The organism is Saccharomonospora iraqiensis subsp. paurometabolica YIM 90007, assembly GCF_000231035.2.
Lineage (GTDB): Bacteria > Actinomycetota > Actinomycetes > Mycobacteriales > Pseudonocardiaceae > Saccharomonospora > Saccharomonospora paurometabolica.
On sequence record NZ_KI912238.1, the window covers coordinates 35,510 to 42,132 of the forward strand.

Here is a 6,623-nt window from a genome sequence, read left to right on the forward strand (position 1 = left end):
GTCCGCACCGCGCCCGGCCTCCTCGGCCGCGTGCAGGGCGGCGAAGCCGAGCCCCATCGCGGTCGTGCGGGAGTCCACCACCCGGATCCGGTCCGGCGCCACCTCCCGGGCGGCGAGTTCCGCCGCCTCCCCCGTGCCGGACAACCGCCCGGACAGGTGCACCGACACGATGGCGTCCGCCCCCTCGGCCAGCGCGGCACGGTAGACCGCGGCGAACTCGGCGGGTGTGGGGCGTGAGGTGGTCACGACGCGGTGCTCGCGCAGTGCCCCGGCGAGCGCGCGCGGCCCCACGTCGATCCCGTCGAGCGCGCTCACCCCGTCGATGAGCACGTGCAGCGGGACGACCCGGATGCCGTGCCGTGCGGCGAAGCCCTCCGGAAGGTGCGCCGTGGAATCCGTGACGACCGCGACCGGCACCGTTCAGCCTCCGCCGCGCGCGACCTCGGGCGCGGGATCACCCGTGGCCGTGCCGCCGTCCGCGGCCCGCGCGGCGATCAACTCCGCCATGGCGTGGCCGACCGCCGTGTGCCCCGCCCAGCCCCAGTGCATCCCGTCCGGGTTGCCGTGCCCGCCCCACACGTGCGGACCGACCACGGCGGGCAGGTCCAGGAGCGGCACCTCCGCGCGCCGCGCCCACCGCGTCAGCTCCCGCGCCGTCCGCGCCCGCTCCGTGTGGACATGGCCGTAGGACGCCGCCCGGTGCACCGACGGCAACCAGCCGAGGACCGGCAACGACGGCCGCAGCGCCCGCACCGCCGTGACGGCGGTGTCGAGATAGTGCACCGTGAGCCTGGCCGGCAGCACCGGCGGCCTGCCGCGCAACGCGGTGGACAGGACCGGCTGGGCCGCGTGGTAGGCCCCGCGCACCGCGCGCCGCAACGACCCGGGGCGCAGGTAGCGCAGCCCTGTCCGCAGATAGGTCGGCAACGGCGAGGGCAGGGTGTCCATGCTGCCCACGGCGAACACGACGACGTCGGCGTGCGGCAGCTCCGCCCACACCCGGGGGTCGCCGGTCAGCGCCCACCAGACGTCCCGCGCGGACCAGCCGAACCCGGCGACGAGCTCGGCACGGCCGCCGAGCGCCCCGGCGGTGACGTTCGGCCACAACCGCGGGTCGTCGGCCGCGTGGGCCCCGTCCGGCCCGTGGAAGCTCAACGAATCGCCGAAGACCAGGATCCGGGACACCCCGGACGGCACGCTCATCCCGTCATCCCGGCGTTGTAGGCGGACAGCCGCCATCCCTCCTCCCGGCGGGCGAGGTCCACCCAGTGACAGTTCGAGATCCCGCCGAGGGCGGGCCACACCGACACCGGCAGTTCCAGCAGCCGGGCGGTGAGCGCCAGGATCACCCCGCCGTGCGCGGCGAGCAGCACGGTCCCGACGGATTCGGTGCCCCGCAGCAGGTCGCCCACCACCTCCCGGGCCCGGTCGGCCACCTCGACCCGGGACTCCCCGCCGGGCGGCGCCCAGGTCGCATCGTGGCGCCAGCGCTCCCGCTCCCCCGGCGCGCGGGCCTCCACCTCGTCCGCGGTCAGCCCCTGCCACTCCCCCAGGTGCGTCTCCCGCAGCCGCTTGTCGATCCGCAACGGCACCCCGAACGCCTCGGTGAGCACGGTCGCCGTGTCGGTGGCCCGGCGCAGGTCGGAGGCGATGACCAGGTCGGGCGTGAACCGCGCCAGCATCGGGGCCGCGAACCGCGCCTGGTTCCACCCGACCTCGGTCAGCGCCGAATCGAGCTGGCCCTGCATCCGGCCGGCCGCGTTGTAGTCGGTCTCCCCGTGTCGCCACAGGACGACTCGCCGCAGGGTCACGGGGTGTCCGGCCCCGGTTCCGTCCCCGCCGCCCGGCCGGTGTCGGCCCCACCGGCGGGGTCCTGCCCGGCGTCACCGTCCCCGGCGGCGTCCCGGCCGGCCGACTCCTCCGGCTGTTCGAGCCCGTCCACCTCGACCCGCGGGCAGTCCTTCCAGAGCCGCTCCAGCGCGTAGAAGGACCGCTCGTCGGCGTGCTGGATGTGCACGACCACGTCCACGTAGTCCATGAGCACCCAGCGGCCCTCCCGCTCGCCCTCCCGGCGTACCGGCTTGTGCCCGACGGCGCGCAGTTTCTCGTCGATGTTGTCCACGATCGCACCGACCTGCCGCTCGTTCGGCGCCGACGCGATCACGAACACGTCGGTGATCACGAGGCGGTCCGACACGTCGAGCACGACCACGTCGATCGCCTTCTTGTCCGCCGCCGCGTGCGCGGCCACGGTGGCGAGTTCTCGGGCTTCGGCGGTCGCTGACACGATGCTCCTTCGGGGGGTCGAACGTCTGTCGGGAAAGCCTACCCGCAGGCACCCGCGGGCGGCGCGGGTCTCACCCACGGCGCCGACGGCGGCACCCCCGCCGCGTCCGGTGCGCGGGGCGGGCTCACTGCCGGTGCCTGCCCACGGACGTGCTGCGGTCGGCCCGGTACAGGCGACGCTTGTTGATGTAGCGCACCACCCCGTCCGGCATGAGATACCAGATCGGCTCTCCGTCGTGGACCTTGTCCCGGCACGCCGTCGAGGAGATCGCCATCGCCGTCACCTCGACGAGGCTGACCTTGCCGTCCGGGAGGTGGTGGTCGTGCAGCCGGTACCCCGGACGGGTGACTCCGATGAAGTGGGCCAGGGTGAACAGCTCGTCGGCGTCCCGCCAGCCCAGGATCTGCGCGAGCGCGTCGGCCCCGGTGATGAAGAACAGTTCGTCGTCGGGGTACTCGGCGCGCAGGTCACGCAGGGTGTCGACGGTGTAGGTCTGGCCACCCCGGTCGATGTCGACGCGGCTGACGGAGAACTTCGGGTTCGAGGCCGTGGCGATCACGGTCATGAGGTAGCGGTCCTCCGCCCTCGACACCGTCCGTTCGGCCTTCTGCCACGGCTGGCCGGTCGGCACGAAGATCACTTCGTCCAGCCCGAACCGGTGCTGGACCTCGCTGGCTGCGACGAGGTGGCCGTGGTGCACCGGATCGAACGTGCCTCCCATGACCCCGATACGGCGTGCGGACATGGGACCCCACTCTAAAGGTCCACCCCCTCCGGCCCCGGACACAGGGCCGCCGGAACCGGACGGACCGGCGGTCAGCGGCGGAGCGGGACGAGGTCGTCGGCGTGCACGACCTCGCGCCGGTACTCCGGGGGGAGCTCGTGGGTGGAACGGCCGATCAGGTCCGGCAGTTCGGTGACGTCGAACGCCACGACCCCACGGGCCACGACCTCCTGGCCCGCGTCGACCAGGTCGACCACGTCCCCGGCCTCGAAGTCGCCGTCCATCCCGGTGACCCCCGCCGCGAGCAGCGACCGCCGGTTCCGCACCACGGCGTCCACCGCACCGTCGTCGAGGTGCAGCCGCCCGCGGGCCCCCGCCGCGTAGCCGAGCCAGAACCGCCGGGCGGAGAGCCGGGTGTCCGCCGGGGCGAACACCGTACCGACCTCGGCGGTACCCAGCGCGCGTTTCGCCTCCCCGGCCGCGGCGATCAGCACCGGGATGCCCGACGCGGCGGCCGTGCGCGCCGCGGCGACCTTCGACATCATGCCCCCGGTGCCCAGTCCCGAGCTGGACATCCCCACCGACAGCCCGGCGAGGTCCGATCCGGACGTCACCTCGGCGATCCGCCGCGTTCCCCCCGACCGAGGGTCCCCGTCGTACAGGGCATCCACATCGGACAGCAGGACGAGCCCGTCCGCACCGGTCAGGTGTGCCACGAGTGCGGCGAGCCGGTCGTTGTCGCCGAACCGGATCTCCTCGGTGGCGACCGTGTCGTTCTCGTTCACCACGGGCACCGCGCCCAGCGCCAGCAGCCGGGCGAAGGTGCGCTCGGCATTGCGGTAGTGCGCACGGCGGACCACGTCGTTCGAGGTCAGCAGCACCTGACCGACCGTGAGCCCGTACCGCGCGAACGACTCGGCGTAGGCGTGCGCGAGGGCGAGCTGCCCCACACTGGCCGCGGCCTGCTGGGTGGCGAGGTCCTTCGGGCGGGTGCTCAGGGTGAGCGGGGCGAGTCCGGCGCCGATCGCCCCGGAGGAGACGAGGACCAGTTCGGTGCCCGCGGACACCCGCGCGGCGACCGCGTCGACGAGCGCGTCCAGGCGGTGCACGTCCAGCCCGTCGTCCGCGGTGGTCAGCGCCGAGGAACCGACCTTGACCACCAGTCGCCCCGCGCGGGCGACCGCGCTCCGGGCGTCACTCATCGTCGTCCCCGTCCCCCTGCGCTCCGGCGTCCGGGGCTTCCGCGGCGTCGTCCGGTTCGCCGGTACGACGCCGCCGCCGGGCCTGTTTGCGCTCGGCCGCGGTGGTGCGCTGCGTCGTCTCCAGCCGGGGATCGCCACCCCGGCCCGCCAGCGCGCCGACCACACCGGGCGTCGTGGGCTCCCAGTCGAAGGTGACCCCACCGATGGTGACCGGACTCCCCGGTTCGGCCCCCTGCCGGGCCAGCTCCTCCTCGACCCCCAGCCGGTTCAGCCGGTCGGCCAGGTACCCGACGGCCTCGTCGTTGTCGAAGTTCGTCTGCCGGATCCAGCGCTCGGGACGGGCGCCGCGCACCACGAACCCGCCCGGTTCGTCCCGGTCGGGCTCCACGACGAACCCGCCGTCGTCGACCGCCTTCGGCGTGAGGACCACTTTCTCCGGGGTGGGCGGCGGCTGCTGCGCACGGTGCCGCTCGACGATCTCGCCGAGGGCGAAGGTCAGTTCCCGCAGGCCCCCACGGGTCGCGGCGGAGACCTCGAACACCCGCATCCCCCGGGCCTCGAGATCGGGGCGCACGAGGTCGGCGAGCTCGGCGGCGTCCGGCACGTCCACCTTGTTCAGCACCACCACCCGCGGCCGGTCGGCGAGCTCGCCCCCGAGCGCGGGGGTGTAGCGGGCGAGTTCCTCCTCCAGGACGTCGATGTCGGAGAGCGGGTCGCGTCCGGGCTCGAAGGTCGCGCAGTCGACCACGTGCACCAGCACCGCGCAGCGTTCGATGTGCCGCAGAAAGTCCAGCCCGAGGCCGCGGCCCTCGCCCGCGCCCGGGATGAGTCCCGGCACGTCGGCCATGGTGAACACCGTCTCACCCGCGGCGACCACCCCGAGATTCGGCGTGAGCGTGGTGAACGGGTAGTCGGCGATCTTCGGTCTGGCCGCCGACAGCGCGGAGATCAGCGACGATTTGCCCGCCGACGGGAAACCGACCAGTCCCACGTCGGCCATCGACCGCAGTTCGAGCACGAGATCCCCGGTCTCGCCGGGTTCGCCGAGCAGGGCGAAGCCGGGCGCCTTGCGGGAGCGGGACGCGAGTGCCGCGTTCCCGAGACCGCCGCGTCCGCCGCGTGCGGCGACGAACCGGGTCCCCGCGCCGACGAGGTCCGCCAGCACCTCGCCGTCCTCGGTGAGCACCACGGTGCCCTCCGGGACCCGCATCTCCAGCGGCTCCCCCGCGGCACCGTTGCGGTGCGCGCCCTTGCCCTGTTTGCCGTTGCCCGCGGCGGCGTGCGGGCGGAAGTGGAAGTCGAGCAGCGTGTGCACGCCCGGGTCGACGACGAGCACCACGTCGCCCCCGTTTCCCCCGTTGCCGCCGTCCGGTCCGCCGAGCGGCTTGAACTTCTCCCGGTGCACCGAGGCACACCCGTTGCCGCCGTTGCCCGCGGACACGTGGATCACCGCGCGATCGACGAATCGGGATGCCATCCGGTTGCCTTTCTCCGGTGCCGCCCGGAGCGGGCGGGGTGTGGAACTCGACGGTCGGGAGCCCGCGGATGTCCGCGAACCGTCCCGTCACAGCAAAACGAGGGACGGGGCCGGATGTGTTCCGGGCCCGCCCCTCGTTTTGACTCGGTGTGCTGGCCGGGCCGGTCAGGCCTCGGCCGGCACGATGTTGACCGTCTTGCGGCCACGCTTCGTGCCGAACTGGACCGACCCTTCGGCGAGAGCGAACAGCGTGTCGTCGCCGCCACGGCCGACGTTCACGCCGGGGTGAAACTTGGTACCGCGCTGACGGACGAGGATCTCGCCCGCGTTCACGACCTGACCGCCGAACCGCTTGACACCGAGGTACTTCGGGTTGGAGTCACGGCCGTTCTTCGAGCTGCCGGTGCCCTTCTTCGTTGACATGGCTGGTCAGGTTCCTCACTTGTTGATGCCGGTGACCTCGAGGCGGGTCAGCTTCTGACGGTGTCCCTGCCGCTTGTGGTACCCGGTCTTGTTCTTGAACTTGTGGATACGGATCTTGGGGCCCTTGGTCTGCTCGACGACCTTGCCCGAGACCGAGACCTTCGCCAGCGAGTCGGCGCCGGTCGTGACCGTGCCGTCGTCGACCACCATCACGGCGGGAAGGGTGTGCTCGGTGCCCGGCTCGCCGTCGAGCTTCTCGACCTCGACGACATCGCCGACGGCGACCTTGTACTGCTTGCCGCCGGTCTTGACGACTGCATACGCCGACACGGAAGTCTCCTGATTGCTCGACTGCTGGTTGGGGCTCGACGACCCGCCCTGCTCGCGGGCCGCCCTTCAGGGTACTGACTCATTCCCGGAGGTCCTGCACCGGGGTACGCCTCACCCGTTCTCCTCTGCGTGCACGGGCGGGCCCGCGGGGCGCCCCGCCGCGCGGCGGGGCCGCCGCGT

Annotated in this window: 9 protein-coding genes; all 9 read right to left on the reverse strand. The window is 73.2% G+C overall.

Features of this window, described 5'->3' with window-relative positions:
* A partial coding sequence (locus tag SACPADRAFT_RS27360) for a DegV family protein (protein WP_007025927.1) occupies positions 1 to 417 on the reverse strand: 417 nt, incomplete at its 3' end.
* A gap of 3 nt (positions 418 to 420) precedes the next feature.
* Positions 421 to 1,203 carry a diglucosylglycerate octanoyltransferase gene (gene octT / locus SACPADRAFT_RS27365; protein ID WP_233357169.1) on the reverse strand — a complete coding sequence of 261 codons (783 nt, stop codon included), beginning with the start codon at positions 1,201 to 1,203 and terminating at the stop codon, positions 421 to 423.
* Positions 1,200 to 1,811: a histidine phosphatase family protein gene (locus tag SACPADRAFT_RS0212300; protein WP_007025925.1), complete on the reverse strand. Its 612-nt coding sequence runs from the start codon at positions 1,809 to 1,811 to the stop codon at positions 1,200 to 1,202. The genes octT and SACPADRAFT_RS0212300 overlap by 4 nt, the downstream gene beginning before the upstream one ends.
* Positions 1,808 to 2,287 (reverse strand): ribosome silencing factor, encoded by a 480-nt coding sequence (gene rsfS / locus SACPADRAFT_RS27370; RefSeq protein WP_007025924.1) that lies wholly within the window; start codon positions 2,285 to 2,287, stop codon positions 1,808 to 1,810. Before rsfS ends, SACPADRAFT_RS0212300 begins: the two co-directional genes overlap by 4 nt.
* Positions 2,288 to 2,411: 124 nt before the next feature.
* Positions 2,412 to 3,032 (reverse strand): nicotinate-nucleotide adenylyltransferase, encoded by a 621-nt coding sequence (gene nadD, locus SACPADRAFT_RS0212310; RefSeq protein WP_007025923.1) that lies wholly within the window; start codon positions 3,030 to 3,032, stop codon positions 2,412 to 2,414.
* Positions 3,033 to 3,103: 71 nt separating this feature from the next.
* A complete protein-coding gene (gene proB, locus SACPADRAFT_RS0212315) occupies positions 3,104 to 4,213 on the reverse strand; it encodes a glutamate 5-kinase (protein WP_007025922.1) in 1,110 nt (369 codons plus the stop codon).
* The gene (gene obgE / locus SACPADRAFT_RS0212320) at positions 4,206 to 5,690 is read right to left on the reverse strand and encodes a GTPase ObgE (protein ID WP_007025921.1); all 1,485 of its coding nucleotides are present in this window, start codon (positions 5,688 to 5,690) and stop codon (positions 4,206 to 4,208) included. Before obgE ends, proB begins: the two co-directional genes overlap by 8 nt.
* A gap of 165 nt (positions 5,691 to 5,855) precedes the next feature.
* A complete protein-coding gene (gene rpmA / locus SACPADRAFT_RS0212325; RefSeq protein WP_007025920.1) occupies positions 5,856 to 6,113 on the reverse strand; it encodes a 50S ribosomal protein L27 in 258 nt (85 codons plus the stop codon).
* A gap of 15 nt (positions 6,114 to 6,128) precedes the next feature.
* On the reverse strand, positions 6,129 to 6,443 hold the full coding sequence (gene rplU, locus SACPADRAFT_RS0212330) for a 50S ribosomal protein L21 (protein ID WP_007025919.1): 315 nt from the start codon (positions 6,441 to 6,443) through the stop codon (positions 6,129 to 6,131).
* Between the last annotated feature and the right edge of the window lie 180 nt (positions 6,444 to 6,623).